We start from the raw sequence: 20,106 nt of genomic DNA, 5'->3' as shown, positions 1-20,106 counted from the left end.
TTTGCCACCAGCACTCACCATCCACGCCACCGCACGTCTCCAGCCTTGGTTTTTTCTTCCTGGCGGGATTCCTCACGCAGAGGCAAGTGGGGTGCTCTTTATCGGCGCGCGAGATGATCTCGCCAAAGAAGAGCGAGCGCTATTACTCACCCTCACTGAAATCTTTCGGGAAATGCTCTCAGACCATCGCCAATTGCGGCAACGTCGCTATTTTGCGGCAAAATTCCATGATCTCTTCGACAGTGTGCCCACTGGCATCGTTGTCATCGAGGGCGACGGTCTGACTGGTCATGTAAATCAGTCTGCTGCGCAACTCTTGGGTTGCGAGGCTGGAATAGCCACAGTGCCTACTATCGCCGCGGCAATGCAACGTCTACGAGCTAGCTGCGACAACGCAACTGCGCTCCAAGAGGCTTGTGCAGGACTCGCGCATGACCTGAATTTTACTGCGCGCTTGGATTGGCAGTTGGCTGGACGCACTCTGAGTGTCGACACCCACCCCGTGCTGGGCGATGGGCGCCAAGGGCGTATTTGGATTTTTGAGGATGTCACGGATGCACGGCGTCGCGAGGCAGAGCTCCGGGAACTCGCCCAGCACGATACGCTCACCGGTGCCTATAATCGCCAATTCCTGAAAACGCAGTGCGAAGCCATCATCAGGGCCGCGGCGGAAAGGAACAACGCTCTCGCCGTTTTGATCCTTGATATCGACCATTTTAAACGGGTCAACGACGAAAATGGCCACTCGTGTGGTGACGCCGTTTTGCGTGCCGTGGTCGAGAGGCTAAGCGCACGTTTACGACGTCGTGACGGAGGGACCCTACTTCGCTGGGGTGGAGAAGAGTTTGTCGTTTTGATGCCCACAAAAGATCCCGAAGAGGCACGCCAGGTGGCAGAGCGCCTACGTCAGAGTATCGCACAGCAACCCATCCAAGTGGCTGAGCGTTCATTACCAGTCACCATCAGTATAGGAGGTACCCTATATCGATGCGGAGAGGATCTGATTATCGACACCATCACCCGCGCTGACAGGGCCCTGTATCGCGCCAAACAAGAAGGACGTAATCGCTGCATTTGGAGCTAAAAACGAGACTTTTCTGACCGGGGGATGATCATGTACGCCTGCAAACCAGAAAGAGACCACAAAACGGGAATCACCTTGCTCGAATCTGAGAGCATGGTTTTTCATTGCAACCACTACAACCGTTTTTTACAACTGGTAGTAGAGGATTGCCACTATATTCAGCACGAACCCATCCTCCAGAACTCTGCGGCAGAAGTCGTCTATAGACAGTTGTGCCATGCTATTCAAAAGCATCCAGAGTGGAGTATAGAAGAGCGCCTGGGGTGCGCGGAAACCATTTATCGTTATTGTGGTTTTGGTGACTTGCACCTACTGCCGGCGGCCACCATCTTGAGAGAGTCACCGGTCGTAGTCAGTGAGCAGCATTCCCATTATGGAAGCGCTCTGCGACTCAACTATGGCCATCGGCGCAATCCTGGTGAATTCTTCGATCTTGGATTTGCCATCGGTGCCGTAGCTGCTAGCGTAGACCATGGAATCACCGGGAGAATCGCCAGTAGGAGTGGTGAAGAAGTGATTTCTCTCGGCGGAAATCAGACGAGTTTTCCCCTTTTTCCGGCCGACATCAAAGAGGAATTTCCACTCGGCACACCCTCGTTAGCCCCCATTGATCTACCTGCAGACGCTTATGAAATAGAAGAACGAACCTTCGCCCTTCATGTGGACGAGGACCAGATCATCGAGGCCGTAACCTCCTTACCCCTGGCAGGTAACGAGCACGGGTTGATACCAGCTTTTGGCGTCTATCTCACCCGCCATTACGCAGATTATTACAATCTCGTTTCATTTCGTTTTGAGGAAGCCTTGGCACAGGCCCTGAGTACGCACAAATATCTTGGGGAAATGCTCTGGTACGAGTATCCAAGCCTCTTTTTCTATAAGGAGAAATTCAGTCACCTACAGGGGAAAGTATTGGCCAAGACCTTGCTCATCGAGGCCGGACACATCTGCGGATTCAACACCATGGGAGGCATTATGCGCTCCGATGCCTGGTATCAACTCGTGGTCCCACAACTAAAACAGCGCGAAGATTGGCTGGCAGGCATCATCGCCTGTATCAATGCGTTGGGTTGGGGAATCTGGCGTATTGTAGAGATCGAGCCCAACGAACGCTTGGTCGTGCGCGCTTGGCATCCATATGAATCATTGGGTCATTTGCGAGCCTTCGGTCGCGCCGATCATCCGGTGGACTACCTCATGACCGGCATTTGCGCTTCTCTGATGAATCTTCTCTACAGCGCAGATATCACCGAAAAGCCAGATCTCACCCTAGATTTCTACTACCGGGTGAATCGCTCCAAAGATGGTTTCTGGGGACATCAGACCCGCTGCGTGGCGATGGGAGACCCCTATTCCGAAGTGGTCGTAGAACGCAACATCATTTGACCAACGTCTTCTAAACCCCCCAGTTTCTAGACACCGACGAGTGCCGAAAAGAGGCTCGCGGTGTCCATAAACAAATCTACCTATCAAAGTCCCATAAACGGCACGGTATGCGATGTGCCCAACGACCGCTTCCGCTGCCAACTCGTCATGGGTATTCGCCGGTCTGATGGGTGAACGGCACCAAATATAAAGAATCGACTCGGGAGGCCGAGCCTCGTGCTCGACCTTATGTTGCGCGGAACAAGCGATTCTCCCGCTACCTGCCCGCCGCCGCTAGGCAAAGCGCGGGATGCAGCCGGCCCGTCAATTACCAACCCGCAGGCGGGAGCGTAAGCGCAGGGCGAGCTTTTCGCCTAAAACGGCTGCCACCCCCATGGGGCTCACGAACGGCCCATGTGCATCGCGGTAGGCGATCAAGGCTTCGGCGCGTTTTTTGCCAACGCCGGGCAGGCAGCGCAGGGTCTCTGCTGCGCTCTGGTTGATGTCGATGGTTTCCGGGCAATCCAAGTGCTCCCGGGCAGCAACGGGGGTCGCCACCAGGAGCAGGAGCAGCAAAACGAGGGGCATCTCAGCCCCCGAGGGCGGCGCGAATCTGCTTGCCCAGGGCGGCACGTTCCTCGGCGCTGCTCTCTCGGGCATTGGCAAAATTGAGGTCGCTGATGGCGGTCATGGGTACCAGATGCACATGAGTGTGGGGAACTTCCAAACCCGCCACCATCACCCCCACCCGCAGGCAGCCAGTGACCTTTTCTAGGGCCGGGACGAGACGCTTGGCAAAGGGCAAGAGCCCGGCCAAGGTGGCATCGTCGAGGGTGAAGATGTAGTCGTGCTCCAGCTTGGGGATGACCAGGGTATGCCCGGGCCGAATGGGGCGGATGTCGAGAAAAGCCAGGTAATGCTCATCTTCGAGGAGCTTTTCGGCCGGAATCTCGCCGCGGATGATTTTCGTGAACAGGGTGCTCATGGCAGTTCTCCTCAGAGTGTTTGCAAGACCGCGCGCGCGGCTCGGATGGTTTCGTCGATGATGGCATCGCTGTGGGCAGCAGAAACGAAGCCCGCCTCGTAGGCACTGGGGGCAAGATAGACGCCGGCATCGAGGAGGGCATGGAAGAAGCGCGCGTAGCGCTCCTTGTCCGCGGCCATGACATCGGCAAAGGTATGCACCGGGCCGGGATGGAAAAAGAGCCCAAACATGCCGGGCACCTGGGTGAGGGTCATAGGCACCCCAACCGCCGCCGCGGCCGTGCTGAGGCCGGTGCAAAGCCTTTCGGTCTGGGCCGCCAGGCGCTCGTGAAAGCCCGGTACTTGCAGCAGCTGCAGGGTGCGTAGTCCTGCCGCCATGGCCAGCGGATTACCGGCGAGAGTCCCCGCCTGATACACCGGACCGGTGGGCGCCAGATACTCCATGATGCGACGGGAGCCACCCAGCGCCCCCACCGGCAGGCCACCGCCAATGATCTTGCCCAAAGTCGTGAGGTCTGGGCGAATGCCGTAGAGGGCCTGGGCACCGCCCGGCGCCACCCGAAAACCGGTCATTACTTCATCGAGAATGAGTAGCGCCCCGTACTGGTCGCAGAGCCGCCGCAAGCCCTCGAGAAAGCCTGGCACGGGCGGCACGCAGCCCATATTGCCGGCAATGGGTTCGACGATGATGGCGGCAACCTGCCCGCCTTGGGCGGCCATGGCTGCCTCCACGGCGGCCAAGTCGTTATAGGGCAAGACCAAGGTCTCCCGACTCAGCTCGACCGGCACACCAGCGCTGGAAGGCTGCCCCAGGGTGAGGGCACCCGATCCCGCCTTGACCAAGAGGCTGTCGCTGTGGCCGTGGTAGTTGCCCTCGAACTTGATGATGCGCTCCCGACCGGTGTAGCCGCGGGCCAGGCGAATGGCGGTCATGACCGCCTCGGTGCCGCTGCAGGTCATGCGCAGCATTTCGATAGTGGGCATGAGGGCGCAGACGGTTTCGGCTAGTTCGAGTTCGATGGCGGTGGGGGCGCCAAAACTGAGGCCCTTTTGCATTTCTGCCGCCACCGCGGCGAGGATCTCGGGGTGGGCATGGCCGTGGATCATCGGCCCCCAGGAGCCGACATAATCGATGTAGCGTCGTCCCTCCACATCCCAAAGGTAGGGCCCCTCGGCGCGGGCGATGAAGCACGGGTCACCGCCCACGCCGCGAAAGGCGCGCACCGGCGAGTTCACCCCGCCCGGAATACGGCGTTGCGAGGCAGCGAAAAGTTCGGCATTGCTGGTCATGGCTTCTCCCTTACGAGCCCTAGAAAAGGCGCCTGCAGCTGGCGGGTTGCGGCGGCCACGTCTGCTGCGCCAAAGAGGGCGGAAATGACCGCCGCGGCATCGGCGCCGGCGGCAACCACCTCTGCGATAGTATCCTGCCCTATCCCACCGATGGCTACCAGCGGCACCCCCAAGGGCTTGGCGGCGGCGAAGAGGCCGAGGGGTGCGCGCCGCGCCTGCGGCTTGCTGGGCGAGGGGTAGACGGCACCAAAAGCGACATAATCGGCGCCAGCCGCCACCATCGCCTGGGCGCGTTCGAGATCGTTGTAGCAAGAGGCACCAATGAGCACATCGGCACCAAGGTAGGCGCGTAAGCTGGCAACATCGGGGTCATCTTCGCCGACGTGGATGGCGGCGGCGCCGATGTCGTGGGCAAGCTCGGCATCGTCATTGATGACGAGAAGGGCATCGTAGTCACGACAGAGGGCCTGCAAGGCGCTCGCCTCGGCACGACGGCGGGCGGCATCGGTACTCTTGTCGCGGTATTGGAGCAAGCGCAGGCCCGCCCGCAAGGCCTCTTCCACCCGCACGAAGAGCGCCTGACCCGGCAAGAGCTGCGCGTCGGTGATGCCATACAGGCCGTGGATTCGCTCCGCCGCTTGCCTCATGGTCGCGCCTGCCAGCGGTCGAGAAAATACTGCCCCTGCCCCGGGGCGTAGGCCGCTTGCACCGCGGCGTGGGTAAAGTTCAGGGCCACCGCCACCGCAGCCGACATCTCCTGGCCCAGGGCTAGGCCGGCAGCGATCGCGGTAGAGAGGGTGCAACCGGTACCATGAAACTCGCCCTCCCGCCGCGGCTGCAAAAATTGCTCCACCAAGCGGCCGCGCTGGTAGAGGCGATTGTCGATAAGCTGCCCGGGTCCATGGCCGCCGCTGATGAGTAGCCACTCACTCGGCCAGTCTCGTGCCGCGGCATCGGCACTATTGGCTCCGCTGATGCGGCAGGCTTCGGGCAGGTTGGGGGTAGCAATCTGTGCCCGCGGCAGGAGGCGCTCGCGCAGAAAGGCGAGGAGTTCGGCCGACGCGAGTTCTTCCCCGGCGCCGGAACGCCAGAGGGGGTCGAGGACCACCGGGAGCTCGGGCCGTGCCGCGAGCAGCTCCAACACCACCTGCGCCGTCGCCAAGGAACCCAGCAGGCCGATTTTGACGGCGGCAATGGCAAAATCAGCCCACAGCGTCTCGATCTGGGCGCCGACATCGGCGGCGGCAAGGGCTTGCACCCGGCGTACACCGCGGGAGTCTTGTACCGTCCACGCGCTCAAGACGGTACAAACGTGTAGCCCAAGGGCCGTTCCGGTCAGGAGGTCTGCCTGCAATCCGGCCCCGGAGCTGGGGTCCGCACCCGCTATACTGAGCAGTACCGGTCGGGAAGGGGGGAGCGAAGAGGGCATGGTTCTCGGCAGGAAAATTGCTAGTTACCAAGGCGAAAAAGCAAAAAGGGAGGTGTATCACCATGCGGCAATTGCCGGAGCTGAGTATAGCAGAAAAATTGGTCCATACCGGCTTTATTTTTCTGGTCGGTTTGGGACTATTGGTGGCGGAAGCGTACGTCTACGTGACGGTGGGCGGAAAGCAAGGACTGACGGTACAAGCGGTGACCGAACATTATTATGGCAACCGAAGTTCCTCTACCTTACAGACGGTACTGCCTAGGATGATGAGTTTTGCCGGCATGCCGGCGAGTGAACAGCCGAAGATGACGGCGGCGGTCAATCATTGGATCGCCAATGGCGAGAGCAAGGCCGAGTATGAGAGTAGCATCAAGCCGCTCATTGCTGCGAACTGCCTCAAATGCCATAGCGTTGCCATGAGTGCGCAACTGCACAACCCACCCTTGGCAAGCTATGACGATGTGCGCAAGGTGGCACAAGTGGATACGGGCATGAGCCTCAGTTCTATGCTCCTCAACGGTATGGTGCATTTGACCATGCTCGGGGTGATCTTCTGGATTGCCGGTTGGATCTTCAGCAAGGCGCGCTTCCCAAGCCTGCCCAAGTATGTGCTGATCATCCTGCCCTTCATCGCCATGAGCATCGATTTTGCCGGCTGGTTTCTCACCCACCAAAACCCCATCTTTGTCTGGATGGTCCTGATCGGCGGCGCCCTCTCCTGTCCTGTCGCCCTTCTCGAGATGTTCCTCAGTCTGATTCAAATGTGGTTTCTCAAAGCGCGTCCGGCAGTTTGAACGCGCATGGCGAGGCCCCCGCTTGGGGGCTTCCTGTGGATAACTTTGTGGATGAAATCATTTTGCGGACCTTGTCAAAGCCCCAGCCCCTCCATCAGCCCCGCTAAACATCCTTTCCAAAGAAATAAACTTATTAAAATCTGATAGATATAAAAACTCTTGAAGAAGTGGCTAGAGAAAGTGGCGGCAACTCGTCTATTACCAAATTGTGGAAAACTTCTTTGCCCTAGCTAGCACAGGGCGGCTTGCTGGCCAGCCCAGCCGGCCATAGGCGCCGATACCAACCACTCGGTACAGCGCGCAACAGGATGCTCACGACCCACATCTGCCAGGGTAAGATGTAAAAACTGCGGCGCTTGTCGATGGCCTTGCGGATCTTTGCCGCGGCCTTGTCCACCGGCAGTAGCCAGGGCATGGGAAATGGATTGTCGGCAGTCATGGGGGTAGCGATAAAGCCCGGCGCAATGCAGGTAACGCCAATTCCCCGGTGGCGCAGCTCAAGGCCGAGGCTCTCGAGGTACACCGCGACTGCCGCCTTGGAAGCCGCGTAAGCCGCAGCACCAGGCAAGCCGCGCAAGCCTGCCACACTGCCAACGCCCACCACCTGTCCGTAGCGTGGGATGTAGGGCAGAAAGGCGCTGATGGTGTAGTGCAGGCCGAGCAGGTTGGTGGCGATGATCTCGGTAAAGTCGGCGTCATCTTCGGCCGCACTGCAGCGCGTACCATAGCTGACCCCGGCGTTGGCAATGACGAGGGAGACGGGGCCATACGCTTCGCCAAAGGCCTTGGCAACACCATGCAGAGCGGCCGCATCGCGAACGTCCACCGCTGCGCATTCTACTTGGGCACCCCGATTACGGAGGGTCTGTGCCGTTAGAGCGAGAGCTTCGGGACGCCGCCCGAGCAGCAGAAATACCTGCCCTGCCTGGGCATAGCGCAGCGCCAAGGCGGCTCCAATACCGCTTCCCGCACCACTGATGACGATTGCCCCCGAAGGCCGCGGGGTGCGAAAAAAAATCTCCATGAAACAAACTCCTAAGTAGAGGATCCGGGGCCTTCTCTGGCAGTGGCAAGGGCCTTGGCGTATACTTAGCGCCGGTAACTGTGGCGGCGACTGGTCGATTGTAGCGCCCCGCAAGAAGATGAACACCCAGAACAAGGACCCCATGAGTAAGCAAACAGCAAGCCAGGACGGTGCAGCTCTGTGGAGCGCCTTGAGCGTCCGCATGGAAATGTTGGTGTCCTCACAGCAGTACAACACCTGGCTGCGTCCGCTGGAGGCAGAGCTGCACGCCGAAGAGTTGCTCTTGCTCGCACCCAATACCTTTGTGCGCGATCGCGTGCAAAACCACTATCGTGAGCTGCTCGAAAAAGAACTGCAGGAGCTGCTGCCGGGTTTGCGCCTGCGCATCGCCCTGACCGAAGGCCCGAGCGTCGTGGCCGAGGAAGGGCCAACCCCGCCCCCGGCCGAGAGGCGTTTGAACGGGCATCACCTCAATCCCGGCTTCACCTTCCAGGCCTACGTCGAGGGTAAATCCAATCAGCTGGCAGTAGCGGCGGCGCGGCAGGTGGCAGAATGTCCGGGAAAATCCTACAACCCTTTGTACATCTACGGCGGTGTCGGTCTCGGCAAGACCCATCTCATGCACGCGGTGGGCAACGAAATCCTGCGCAGCAATCCGCAGACAAAAATCCTCTACATCAGTTCTGAAGGGTTCATCATGGATATGGTGCGTGCGCTGCAGCACAACAGCACGGCCGAATTCAAACAACGCTATCGTAAGCTCGATGTTTTGCTCATCGATGATATCCAGTTCTTTGCCAACAAAGATCGCACCCAGGAAGAATTCTTCCATACCTTCAATGCGTTATTTGATGGCGGGCGACAGATCATCATCACCTGCGATCGCTACCCCAAAGAAGTGGCTGGCCTTGAAGAACGCCTACAGTCGCGTTTCGGTTGGGGCCTGACGGTCGCCATCGAACCCCATGACCTCGAAACGCGCATGGCCATTGTCCTTTGCAAGGCTGAGGAGGCGGGTGTCGACCTACCCGAAGAGGTCGCCTTTTTCATTGCCGAAAAAATTCGCTCGCATGTCCGCGAACTCGAGGGTGCGCTGCGCCGCGTCATCGCCCACGTCAATTTCACCCGCAAGCCCTACACCGTCGAAACCGCTCGCGCTGCCCTACGCGACCTGATCGATGTGCAAAAGCGCATGGTCAGCCTCGAGAACATCCAAAAGGTGGTGGCCGAGTATTATCATATCCGGGCCTCCGAAATGCAATCCAAACGCCGTAGCCGCAATATTGCCCGACCGCGACAGATGGCCATGGCGCTGACCAAGGAACTCACTTCCCACAGCCTACCGGAAATTGGTGAGGCCTTTGGTGGGCGTGATCACACCACCGTTCTTCACGCCTGCCGGCAGATCGAAAAGCTGCGCCAGAGCGATACGCAGATTGCTGAGGACTACATCAATATCCTGCGAGTACTGGGCGGATGAGCCAACGGAACAAACTGTGGATAAGCAGCGGTACAAGCCCGGTAGCTGCTTGTGGAGGGAAACGATCGCCTGTTTCCTCCCCAACGATACCGACTTATCCACAAGCTTGCCGCTCCTCTCGCGAGCACACAATCCATCGACCCTGGAATGACTTGGCGACCTTATCCACAGGCAGCCGGGGCCTTAACAAGAACAACAAGAAAAAGAGAAATAATTTATTATTTTACTGGGAGTGCAGACGATGAAGCTTCGTATCCAGAAGGAAGAGATCCTTCCCCTCCTCGCGGCCATGGCCAGCATTGCCGATCGGCGACCTGTGCAAGCGATTCTCTCCCATGTACTCCTGCGTTGTGGCGATGACGATATACAGCTGTTGGCGACCGACTCCGAAATCCAATTGTCCGGACATCTACCAGTAGCAGCAGTGGAAGCTGGCGAAACCACCATTCCGGCGCGGAAGCTCTACGACATCTGCCGTACTCTCGCCGACAATAGCGAGATCCACCTGCACAAGGATGGTCAACGACTCACCCTGCGAAGCGGTTCCGCACGCTTTACCCTTCCCACCTTGCCAGCCCAAGATTTTCCCGTCATGGATCAGCCTCCCGCGCAGCTGCAGGGAAACTGCGACGGCGAGGATCTCCAGCGTGCCCTGGCGGTTGCCGCCACCACCATGGCGCATAACGACACCCGCTATTACCTGAATGGGGTTTTGATGGAGGTTGGTGGGCAGACCATGCGCTTGGTGGCTACCGATGGGCATCGCCTGGCAAAAATGGAAATCCCCTTTGCGCATCGGGAAGATGCGGATGCCTATCAAGGCATCCTGCCGCGCAAGGCGGTGCTCGAGCTCTTGCGGATTCTGGCTGCTGGCGACACCGTTTGCCACTTTCATACCCGCGGCTTCGTCCTCGAACAGGGTCAACAACAGTTTGCCTGTCGCCTGATTGATGCGAACTATCCGGATTATCGACGCGTCATCCCCATGGGGCAGCCGAGTCGCTGCCAAGTCAATCGACAGAGCTTCCGCGCCGCACTGCAACAGATCGATGTCATCGCCAGTGACAAGAACCCCGTCTGCTCGGTGCAGTTCCATCCCCACGAAATCATCTTGCGCAGTCGCAACGAAGAACAAGAAGAGGGCGAAGTCTCGGTACCCGCAAATCTTACTGGCTCGGCAACCGAGATATCTTTCAATGCCCGCTATCTCCTCGATGTGCAGCAGATAGTGAGCGAGGAGGAATTGTTGCTGGAGATTCGTGACAGTAGCAGTAGTGCCCTGATTCGCGGCGTGGAAAGCGATAATCCTTTGTATATCGTCATGCCCATCCGACTGTGATGCCCGTAGCCGAGCTGCAGATCCAAAATCTGCGGAGCATCGCGCAGCTGCGCCTGCGCCCAGAGCCGGGCTGGAACTGGCTGATCGGCGCCAATGGTGTAGGTAAGAGCACGGTACTCGAGGCCCTGCACCTGCTTGCTTTGGGACAAAGTTGGCGGCATGGCCAACGCCAACTGATTCGCGATGGGAGCGAAGAATACCTCCTTGGGGCACGCCTCTACCAAGGCAATGCCGATTACATCGGCATGCGCCGAAGGGGAATGTATCGGGAGCTTTCCTGCGACGGGGAGCGAGTCCAGAGCGCCTGGGAACTGCTCGATGCTCTGCCCTTGCAGGCTTGGCACGAAGGCAACGCGCATTTTGTCTCGGCTTCTGCCGAAGAACGGCGACGCATCCTCGACTGGGGCTTGTATTACGCCGATCGACTCTATGGCAAGACCTTGCGAGAATACCGTCATGTGCTGCGCCAACGGAATGCTGCGCTACGCCAGGGTCTGGCGCCACAGGCCTGGAATCCGGCACTGCTCCGTTTGGGTATGCGCATCCAGGAGCAACGGCAGGCCCATTTGCAAGCCTTGCAAGACCATTTTCAACGTATTTGGGCGGCCGGACCACAAGCGGAGCAGCAGGTCGATTTCGTGCTCCATCCGGGTTGGTCGGGCGATCTCGCCACAGCGCTGGAAAAAGACCTCAGCCTTGATCGACAATTTGCCTATACCCACAGTGGCCCGCATCGTGCCCGCCTGCAATTTCGCAGCGCCGGACACCCTGCCGCCGAACAACTCTCTCGCGGACAACTGCGTTTGCTGGGCATTGCCTTTCGCTTGGCACAGATCGCCGTGCAACGCGCGGCTGGGGCGGCACTGCCGGTGATACTGATTGACGATTTTGCCGTCGAGCTCGATGCCAACGCACGGCAGTGGTGGATGCAGGAGCTCGATACCCTGCACACCCAAGTCTTTGCCGCGAGCACAGAGGCACCGAGCAGCGCCAGTGGTACCATTTTTCGTCTGCATGCAGGTCGATTGATCGAGGATATCCAATGACAAAAACCTATGATTCTTCCAGTATTCAGGTCCTGCGCGGCCTCGAGGCCGTGCGCAAGCGCCCGGGTATGTACATTGGCGATACCGATGATGGCAGTGGCTTGCATCACATGGTTTTCGAAGTGGTGGACAATGCCATCGACGAAGCCCTGGCCGGGCACTGCGATCAAATCGTCGTCACCATCCACGACGATGAGTCCGTCAGCGTCATCGACAATGGTCGCGGCATCCCGGTCGACATCCACGCGGAAGAAGGCCGCTCGGCGGCAGAAGTGATCATGACCGTGCTGCATGCCGGCGGGAAGTTTGACGATAACTCTTACAAAGTCTCCGGTGGCTTGCACGGCGTAGGGGTGTCGGTAGTCAACGCCCTCTCCAGTTGGCTGCGACTGCGGATCCAGCGCGACGGCTACGTGTGGACGCAAGAGTATCGCGATGGCGAACCGGTGGCCCCTCTTGCCCGCGCCGAAGCCTCGCGCAAGCATGGCACCGAAATCCGTTTTCTGCCCTCGCCACAGGTGTTCGCGCAGACGCGTTTTCACTTCGACATCCTTGCCAAGCGTTTGCGCGAACTGGCCTTTCTCAATTCTGGGGTACATATTCGGCTGGTCGACGAGCGTGGCGAAGGACGCGAGGAAGTCTTCCGCTACGAAGGCGGTATCCGCGCCTTCGTCGAGCATCTCAATCGCAATCGCATTGCCATCCACCCATCCATCATCTCTCTGCGCGGAGAGCGCGACGGAGTTACGGTGGAGGCGGCCTTGCAGTGGAGCGACAGCTACAGCGAGACGGTACTCTGCTTTACCAACAACATCCCCCAAGCCGATGGCGGTACCCATCTTGCTGGTTTGCGCGGCGCCCTCACCCGAACCTTGAACCAATACATGGAGCGCGAGGGGCTCCTGGCCAAGGCGAAGATCGCGGCAACCGGAGATGATGCCCGCGAGGGCCTGACGGCAGTGCTCTCGGTGAAGGTACCAGACCCCAAATTTTCGTCGCAGACCAAGGACAAACTGGTTTCGAGCGAGGTCAAGCCCATTGTCGAGTCGTCGATGACCGAAGCGCTGACCATCTTCCTCGACGAACACCCCAAAGAGGCGCAGGCCATTGCTGCCAAGATCATCGAGGCAGCGCGAGCGCGGGAAGCGGCGCGCAAGGCACGCGAACTCACCCGCCGCAAGGGGGCCTTGGACGTGGCCAATCTGCCGGGGAAATTGGCCGATTGTCAGGAAAAGGATCCGGCCAAGTGCGAAATCTACCTGGTTGAGGGCGACTCCGCCGGTGGCTCTGCCAAGCAGGGAAGGGATCGGCGCCATCAGGCCATCCTGCCGCTCAAGGGTAAGATCCTCAACGTCGAAAGGGCGCGTTTTGACCGCATGCTCTCTTCGGATGAGATCGGTACCCTGATCACCGCCCTCGGTACCGGCATTGGCAAGGAAGACTTCGACGTTAGCAAGCTACGCTACCATCGGGTCATCATCATGACCGACGCCGATGTCGACGGCAGTCATATCCGGACCCTTCTGCTCACCTTTTTCTACCGCCAGATGGCAGAGCTGGTGGAACGCGGTCATGTCTATATCGCCCAGCCGCCCCTCTACAAGGTAAAAAAGGGCCGCGATGAGCGCTACCTCAAAGACGATGCAGAGCTGGCGGCCTACCTGCGGGAAATTGCCATGCAGGGGGCGCAGTTCCATGCCGCCGCCGATCGGCTCCTCGACGAGGAACAGTTGGCGACGATGATGCGTCTGTACCAACACATCGATACCCTCATCCAGCGCCTCGAGCGCCGCTACCCCCAGCCTTTGCTCTGGGCCTTCGCGAGTGTGCCGGCACCCGAGGCCGAGAGCGATGCTGCCGCCTGGTCGCGCTATGCCGAGGCCCTGGCAGCGGAGCTGCAGGCGTCTGCCGCCCCGGGGGAGACTTGGCAGCTGGAGTGGTTGGGCAATGCCGAAGAGCCGCGCTTGCTCTTGCGCCGGACCTTGCATGGCAGCCGCGAGCAGCGCTATATCGACAGCCCCTTCTTCGCCAGCAGCGACTTCCGCCATCTTGGCCGCTATGCCCGCGAAGTGGAGGCGCAGATCGGTACTGGCGCGCGCATCCAGCGCGGCGAGCGCGGCCAGGACGTACGGCGTTTTCGGGCTGCCATGCAGTGGTTGCTGGCCGATGCCCGTCGTGGCGTCGAGATCCAGCGCTACAAAGGCTTGGGTGAGATGAACCCGGAACAGCTCTGGGAAACCACCATGAATGCCGAGAATCGGCGTTTGGTGCGGGTTGATGTGGAAGACGCGATTGCCGCCGATGAGGTCTTTTCCATGCTCATGGGCGACGCGGTCGAGCCGCGTCGTCGCTTCATCGAGGAGAATGCCCGCTACGTTTCGCGCCTCGACATTTGAGGCCGGAGCAGCGCACAATTGCCGGCTTCTGCCGGCAGAGCAAGCAGGGAGTTTGCGATGTTACAGCTGAATGATTTTGCCTTTTCGGACTATTTGCAGGCCTCCGCCACGGAGCGTTTGGATAGCGCCTTCGTTGCGGAGTTACAGGCCCGCGATGCGCAGTTGGCCCAGCGCCTACTCGCCTACCGCGCCGGTAGTGCGGCGCAGGATGGCCAAGAACGCAGCGCCCTACTCTTGGCTGTGGCCCCGCATGTAGAGCGATTTCTGGCGGAATTTTTCGCTATCGCCGACGAAAACCAGGAATTGCAGAAAAAAATCCGTGATCAGGATGTGGTCATGGAGTTCAAAAAGCAGTTTGTGCTGCGCCGTGGCCGCCGTTTCCGGGGGGAATACACCGCGAGCTTTGCCGATTTGCAGCGTTGGCTGGATGCAGAAATCCGCGCCGCCGCCCTGCCCGAAACCGATCGCGAATGGTCCATCGCCCGCCTGGGGATGGGCTGGTTGGCCGACGAAGCCGCCCAGGCCGAGAAGATTGCTCGGTTGACCCAATGGTGTGCCCTGGCCCTTACGGATCCGGCGGCGGCCTTGGCGGTGCGTGGCTGGTCGAGCTTTCGGCTGCCGGAACGGATGGATCACGAGCATCTCGTCCCCCTGCAGTATTTCACCGCGCGCCCGGATCAACCTTTGGCCGGCGACCCCGCGCAGTGGCGTCGCCGCGATGCCTTTCACCTCACCGATACCCGCATGGACTTGCGCAGCGTACAGAGCGAGGTCCACTACTGCCTCTACTGCCACGATCACGACGGTGACTTCTGCTCCCGCGGCTTCCCGGAAAAGAAGGGGGTGCCCGAGCTCGGTTTCAAGGTCGATCCCTTGGGCGTTACCCTCACCGGTTGCCCCTTGGAAGAGAAAATCTCCGAGATGCAGATCTTGCGTCGCGATGGCTTCAGCATTGCCGCCCTGGCCATGATCATGGTCGACAATCCCATGGTCCCTGCTACGGGGCATCGCATCTGCAACGACTGCATGAAGGGCTGCGTTTACCAAAAGCAAGATCCGGTCAATATCCCGCAGGTGGAGACGCGGATCCTCACCGATGTGCTGGCACTGCCCATGGGAGTGGAAATCTACGATCTGCTCACCCGCTGGAATCCCCTACGCCGGGAGCAGTACTGCGCCGCGCCGTACAACGGCCGCAAGGTCTTGATTGCGGGTATGGGCCCTGCGGGTTTCACTCTCGCGCATCACTTGTTGCAGGCTGGTTGTGCCGTTGCGGGGGTGGATGGCTTAAAGATCGAGCCCTTGCCGGAGTCTTTGCTGCGCGCGCCGGTACGCGATTGGAATGCCCTGCAGGAGGATCTCGATGAACGCATCCTCCTCGGTTTTGGCGGTGTGGCGGAATACGGCATTACCGTGCGCTGGGATAAAAACTTCCTCAAGCTCATCTATATGAGCCTGTTGCGCCGCCCGGGTTTCCAGATCTTTGGCGGGGTGCGTCTGGGCGGTACCCTGCGCCTCGAAGATGCTTGGGCTCTCGGCTTCGATCATGTTTCGCTGGCCACCGGTGCGGGGCTGCCGCGGGTTCTCTCCATGCCCGGCAGTCTTGCCCGCGGCATGCGTCAGGCCAGCGATTTTCTCATGGCCCTGCAGCTCACCGGCGCCGGCAAAAAAAGTAGCCTCGCCAACCTGCAGGTACGTCTGCCGGCGGTAGTCATTGGCGGTGGCCTTACCGCTGTCGATACCGCCACCGAGGTGCAGGCCTACTACATCCGCCAAGTGGAAAAGGTACTGGCACGCTATGAGGCCTTGCTGCCGGAGTTGGGCGAGCAGAAACTGCGCGCCGGTCTTTCGGAAGAAGACGCCGGCATTCTCGACGAATTCCTCGCCCATGGTCGAGCGGTGCGCGCCGAGCGCGAACGGGCGGCAGCCGCCCAGGAGGCGCCCAACTTCATCCCATTGCTCCACGCCTGGGGCGGCGTGACCCTGGCCTACCGTAAGGGCATGCGCCAGTCGCCGGCCTATACCCGCAACCACGAGGAATTGATCAAGGCCATGCAGGAAGGCCTCTTCTACCATGAGGGTGTCGATCCCCTGCGCGCCGAGCTGGATGCCTATGGGCACGTGCAGAGCATGGTTTTCCGGAAGTTGCGCGAAGAGGATGGTCGCTGGGTTTCCACGGGCGAGGAGCTCACCCTGCCGGCACGGGGGGTTTTTGTGGCTGCTGGTACCGTCCCCAATACCATCTATGAGCGCGAGTATCCCGGTACCTTGGAGCTCGACGGCGATCATTTCCAGCCCTACCTTGCCCACCACGACGCCAGTATGCAGGCGGTGCAGGTGGCGGAGCACTGCAAGGCGGCAGAGCCGGGTCCGTTTACCTCCTACCAAGACGCGCTGGGGCATCGGGTGAGCTTTATCGGCGATACCCATCCCGTGTATCACGGTAGTGTGGTCAAGGCCATTGCCTCGGCCAAGCGCAGTTACCCCGACATTCTTGCCGCCATGGCGCTGCTGCCGGCGGCATCGGCTGCGGATCTCTCCGGTTTTCAGGAGCGCTTGGCGGCACGCCTGCAGGCGCGGGTGCGGCGCATCGATCGCAGCAATCCGGCAGTTTGCGAACTCTGGGTCGAGGCACCGGCGGCAGCCAAAAACTTTGCGCCGGGGCAGTTTTTTCGTTTGCAGACCTTTGAGACGGGAAGCCCCGTGGTGGAGAACACGCGCTTGCAGATTCCCGTCCTCACCGTTAGCGGTGCGGGGGTGGAAGGCGATCTGATTCGCCTTCTGGTGCTGCAATGGGGAACGGCGCCACGTATTGCCGGGCGCTTGCAGGAGGGCGAGCCGGTCCTGCTCATGGGTCCAACGGGGGCACCCACCGATATTCCGCAGGGCAAGACCATTGCCGTAGTGGCCGGACGCTGGGGGGCCGCGGTGATGCTCGACATTGGCCCTGCCCTGCGGGCCGCGGGCAACCGCGTCTTGTACGTGGCGGCCTTTGCCCAGGCGAGCGAGCTCGACCATCAAGACGAGCTGGAGGCGGCAGCGGATCAAATTCTCTGGTGTACCGCCAAGGGTCCGCTCATTGCGGCGCGGCGTCCGCAAGATCTCAGCGTCGAAGCCAGCGATATGGTGCAGTTGTTACGCGACTACGCGGCGGGCCAACTGCCAGGGCAGAATGCTGCACAGGGCATACCCTTGGCTGCGGTCGATCGCCTCATGGTCATGGGCTCGACGGGGCTTCTCAAGGGCTTTCAGTCGGCCCTGCGCGGCGACTTGGCGACTGCCTTCCCCGCCCACCTGGAGGCGGTGGCCACCGTTGGCAGCCCCATGCAGTGCATGCTCAAGGGGGTCTGTGCCCAGTGCCTGCAGTGGCAGATCGACCCGGAAACCGGCCAACGCACCCGCGCGGTCTTCACCTGCGCCGGTCAGGATCAGCCCCTGGGCTGGGTCGATCTCGATAACCTCGTTGCTCGTCAGAGCCAAAATCGCCTCCTAGAACGGCTCTCGAGCCACTGGCTCGATCACGTCTTGGCGCGGGCCTGAGCCTCGCGACCGGTCCCACACTCCGCTTGCAGATTGACGTAGAGCGCGGGTAGACGGGCCGGTGCCAAGGATAGTCGGCGTAGGCCAATGCGCAGAAACTCCCGCGCCATGGCGGGATCGGCGGCGGCCTCACCACATACCGATACGGGTCGCTTGCCCTGCTGAACCGTACGGGCGCAGAGCTCGAGTAGGGCGGCGCGACTGCTCGCCTCGAGTTCCGGCAGGTCGGTCTGCTCACGATCGAGGGCGGCAGTGTATTGTCCGAGATCGTTGGTACCCAGCGAAAAAAAGTCGGTAACGGCAATAAATGCGTCAATGTCGAGGGCAACTGCCGGTACCTCTACCATGATACCGACGGCGACGGGCCAAGGGTGTGGCAGATTTTCTGCGGTTAGTTGTTGATGAATTTCACGTAGCACCGCGCGAAAGCGGGTGACCTCGGCGGGCGCCGTCACCATCGGTAGCAGCAGGCGAAGATCATGGCCGGCGCCAGCGCGCAGGATGGCGCGCAGGTGTTGATGCAAAAACTCGGGGCGACGTTCCAAAGCGCGAATACCACGTAGGCCCAAGGCGGGGTTGGTCTCCTTGGGCAGCTGCAGAAAAGGCAGAGCTTTGTCGGCACCGGCATCGAGTAGACGTACAACGATGGGTCTTCCCTGCAGCGGCGCGAAGAGGTTGCGGAAACTTGCCTCTTGCGCGGCCTCCGTCGGCGCCGCGCGGGCGTCCAGAAAGAGAAATTCACTGCGCAAGAGACCGACGCCCCGGACGTCGAGCCGCGCTGCCGCCTCGGCTTCGGCGCGACTGCTGATATTGGCCCAAAATTCGAGGGTACTGCCATCTTGGCAGGACAGCAGTCCAAAACTTGCGGGAGTCGCGGCCAGCGTGGCTTGCCGACCTTGCAGTTGCTGCACTTCTTCGGGACTGGGATGGAGCCAAAACCGCCCTTGTCCGGCATCCATGGCCAGCAGGGTGCCATCGGCAATGGGCTGCGCGCCGATGCCAACCAGGTAAGGAATCCCCGCTGCGCGCAACAATATCGCGGCATGGGAATTTTGCCCGCCGCGTCGATCGAGGACGCCTAAAACCCGTGCCGGATCGAGGCGTCTTGCCACAGAGGGGGGGAGTTCGTCGGCAAGCAGGATAAAGGAGGGTAGATCGGGTACTTGCCAGGGCAAGGACACCCCGAGGCCCTGTAGAACCCGGTTACGGAGATCGAGCAGGTCGGCTCGGCGGGCGCGGAGGGTAGGGTCGGGTATCGCTGCTAGCCTTTGCTCGATCTCCGTCGCTGCCTCGAGCCAAGCCTGGGCCGCGCTCAGGCCGCGCTCTCGAATCCCACGCTCGGCCGCACCGAGCAAGGCGCTGTCTTGGAGAAAGAGTCTTTGAGCGGCAAGAATTTCGTCATCTGCGCTCTCTTTTTCTACCGCCCGGATGGCCTCGCGAAGGGCGGCAAGCTCGGCCTCGGGGTCTACCGCCGGACTTACCGGCAGGGTCACCGGCGACTGACGTAGAGCGTAGACGGGGGCAACGGCGGTTCCGGGCACGGCGGTTCGTGGTGAACTGGTTGCCGGTGCAAGGGGCGACGGTGTCTCGCGGGTCAATAGCGTCGCCATAGCGGCGAGACGTTGTTGCGCGTGCGGGCCTCGGGTGTATAAATGCAGGCGATCTCCCTGGCGTAACGATAAGGAAAGTAGGCCGCTGAGACTGTCGAGGGGAATCCGCTCGGCTAGATCATTGCGGGCAAGAAAGGTGGGGGACTCTCCCTCCGCCGCCAGACGCAGCAGCGCTGCCGCTGGGCGCAAATGGAGTCCGGCGGGATCTTGCAGTTGCAGCTCCAGACTTTCCCAGTCCTCGTCTGCCTCTGGGGTGCTGCGAATGGTTTTGTGGTCGGCAGTCGCGGCGCCGGCCGCTGTCGTGTCGTCGCCGCGCAAGGCTTGCATTTTGCTGTCCAGCGCCGTACGCGCCGCGCTACAAACCGCGGTGAGCTCGAGACCACCAGCGGCGGCGACGGCGGCCGCAATGGCACCTTCCACGAAGGGCGCCGGGCAGATTTGCACGCGCCCCAGCAGTGAGGATTCCGCGAGTTGCAGGGCGGTCTCGGCGCTGAGCAAGGCGCTGCCCAGATCGACCAGGAGCAAGATCCCCGCGGGATTGTCGAGGTGCTCCAGGGCTGCAAGAATGGCAGTGGCGTCGGTCCCCAGGTCCTGGCCTCCTTCTCCCACCCCGGCGGCGATCGCCATCGGGAGGTCACCCGCCACCTGCTGCAGCATGCGTAGCAGGCCCTCGGCCAAGGGCCGGCTGTGGCTGACCAGAACCAGGGCAACCCGGCTTTGCATCG

General features: G+C 60.6%; 15 protein-coding genes. 8 read left to right on the top strand and 7 right to left on the bottom strand.

The window, feature by feature from the left end:
• A partial coding sequence (locus RTI30_RS00870; protein WP_312283311.1) for a diguanylate cyclase occupies positions 1-1,084 on the top strand: 1,084 nt, incomplete at its 5' end.
• Between the two features lie 30 nt (positions 1,085-1,114).
• Positions 1,115-2,470 carry a hypothetical protein gene (locus RTI30_RS00865; RefSeq protein ID WP_312262202.1) on the top strand — a complete coding sequence of 452 codons (1,356 nt, stop codon included), beginning with the start codon at positions 1,115-1,117 and terminating at the stop codon, positions 2,468-2,470.
• A 303-nt stretch (positions 2,471-2,773) separates the two neighbouring features.
• Here the strand turns inward: RTI30_RS00865 and RTI30_RS00860 are convergent, their stop codons facing one another.
• The 5 genes from RTI30_RS00860 to RTI30_RS00840 are packed head-to-tail and all read right to left on the bottom strand — an operon-like array spanning position 2,774 to position 6,152.
• Entirely contained in the window at positions 2,774-3,037 is a 264-nt protein-coding gene (locus RTI30_RS00860) for a helix-hairpin-helix domain-containing protein (RefSeq protein WP_312262204.1), read from the bottom strand.
• A 1-nt stretch (position 3,038) separates the two neighbouring features.
• Entirely contained in the window at positions 3,039-3,434 is a 396-nt protein-coding gene (locus tag RTI30_RS00855) for an HIT family protein (protein ID WP_312262206.1), read from the bottom strand.
• An 11-nt stretch (positions 3,435-3,445) separates the two neighbouring features.
• Positions 3,446-4,723: a glutamate-1-semialdehyde 2,1-aminomutase gene (gene hemL / locus RTI30_RS00850; RefSeq protein ID WP_312262208.1), complete on the bottom strand. Its 1,278-nt coding sequence runs from the start codon at positions 4,721-4,723 to the stop codon at positions 3,446-3,448.
• Entirely contained in the window at positions 4,720-5,370 is a 651-nt protein-coding gene (gene thiE / locus RTI30_RS00845; RefSeq protein ID WP_312262210.1) for a thiamine phosphate synthase, read from the bottom strand. The genes hemL and thiE overlap by 4 nt, the downstream gene beginning before the upstream one ends.
• Entirely contained in the window at positions 5,367-6,152 is a 786-nt protein-coding gene (locus RTI30_RS00840; RefSeq protein WP_312262212.1) for a hydroxymethylpyrimidine/phosphomethylpyrimidine kinase, read from the bottom strand. The genes thiE and RTI30_RS00840 overlap by 4 nt, the downstream gene beginning before the upstream one ends.
• Before the next feature lie 62 nt (positions 6,153-6,214).
• Between RTI30_RS00840 and RTI30_RS00835 the strand changes: the two genes are divergently transcribed.
• Positions 6,215-6,946, top strand: a complete 732-nt coding sequence (locus RTI30_RS00835; protein ID WP_312262214.1) for a hypothetical protein — start codon at positions 6,215-6,217, stop codon at positions 6,944-6,946.
• Between the two features lie 226 nt (positions 6,947-7,172).
• On the opposite strand, the gene RTI30_RS00830 is transcribed toward RTI30_RS00835, so the two are convergent.
• A complete protein-coding gene (locus RTI30_RS00830; protein ID WP_312262216.1) occupies positions 7,173-7,970 on the bottom strand; it encodes an SDR family oxidoreductase in 798 nt (265 codons plus the stop codon).
• 142 nt (positions 7,971-8,112) lie between these two features.
• Between RTI30_RS00830 and dnaA the strand changes: the two genes are divergently transcribed.
• From dnaA to RTI30_RS00805, 5 genes are all read left to right on the top strand, one after another.
• Positions 8,113-9,450, top strand: coding sequence for a chromosomal replication initiator protein DnaA (gene dnaA, locus RTI30_RS00825; protein WP_312262218.1), 1,338 nt, complete (start codon positions 8,113-8,115; stop codon positions 9,448-9,450).
• Between the two features lie 241 nt (positions 9,451-9,691).
• Entirely contained in the window at positions 9,692-10,789 is a 1,098-nt protein-coding gene (dnaN, locus tag RTI30_RS00820; protein ID WP_312262220.1) for a DNA polymerase III subunit beta, read from the top strand.
• Positions 10,789-11,835 carry a DNA replication/repair protein RecF gene (gene recF / locus RTI30_RS00815; RefSeq protein WP_312262222.1) on the top strand — a complete coding sequence of 349 codons (1,047 nt, stop codon included), beginning with the start codon at positions 10,789-10,791 and terminating at the stop codon, positions 11,833-11,835. The genes dnaN and recF overlap by 1 nt, the downstream gene beginning before the upstream one ends.
• Complete coding sequence (gyrB, locus tag RTI30_RS00810) at positions 11,832-14,231, top strand: DNA topoisomerase (ATP-hydrolyzing) subunit B (RefSeq protein WP_312262224.1); 2,400 nt, start codon at positions 11,832-11,834, stop codon at positions 14,229-14,231. Before recF ends, gyrB begins: the two co-directional genes overlap by 4 nt.
• Positions 14,232-14,288: 57 nt before the next feature.
• On the top strand, positions 14,289-17,771 hold the full coding sequence (locus RTI30_RS00805) for an FAD-dependent oxidoreductase (protein WP_312262226.1): 3,483 nt from the start codon (positions 14,289-14,291) through the stop codon (positions 17,769-17,771).
• Here the strand turns inward: RTI30_RS00805 and dhaM are convergent.
• Positions 17,750-20,104, bottom strand: coding sequence for a dihydroxyacetone kinase phosphoryl donor subunit DhaM (dhaM, locus tag RTI30_RS00800; RefSeq protein WP_312262228.1), 2,355 nt, complete (start codon positions 20,102-20,104; stop codon positions 17,750-17,752). The genes RTI30_RS00805 and dhaM overlap by 22 nt on opposite strands.
• Positions 20,105-20,106: the final 2 nt, after the last annotated feature.

This window comes from Candidatus Igneacidithiobacillus taiwanensis (assembly GCF_031962545.1).
GTDB lineage: Bacteria > Pseudomonadota > Gammaproteobacteria > Acidithiobacillales > Acidithiobacillaceae > Igneacidithiobacillus > Igneacidithiobacillus taiwanensis.
The sequence above is the reverse complement of the archived record's forward strand: the minus strand, read 5'-3'. Positions and strand labels throughout refer to the sequence as shown.